This is a genomic window from Komagataeibacter intermedius TF2 (genome assembly GCF_000964425.1).
In the GTDB taxonomy this organism is placed as follows: Bacteria; Pseudomonadota; Alphaproteobacteria; order Acetobacterales; family Acetobacteraceae; genus Komagataeibacter; species Komagataeibacter intermedius.
In genome coordinates, this window is record NZ_BANF01000192.1 from 1 (window position 1) to 275 (window position 275).

Sequence of the window (275 nt, forward strand, 5' to 3'; positions counted from 1 at the left end):
GCGGCAATCCACCAGGGACCAAACTCAGATGGCAGGGCGCGCCACTTCGCGCCGTTCTGATGGCGCCAGAAAATCGCAGAGATCGTCCGTCGAAGGTTTTTCGGTGGGGTCTTTCCCTTCGGACGGGCTTCTTCGGTCAAAGGCTCCCAGACGGACCAGGCGACATCAGAAAAGACAGACTGTATCATGCTCATCATAAACAGCTATGTAGTCCGTTCTGTTATTCAAGGCCTAACAGGCCCTAGCACTACAGTTGTGTTTTGATGCGAGATATG

The 275-nt window shown here is 53.5% G+C and carries 1 protein-coding gene; it reads right to left on the reverse strand.

Features of this window, described 5'->3' with window-relative positions; translation table 11 throughout:
* On the reverse strand, positions 1-188 hold a 188-nt coding region (locus B7449_RS15600), incomplete at its 3' end, for a transposase (protein ID WP_148431365.1).
* Between the last annotated feature and the right edge of the window lie 87 nt (positions 189-275).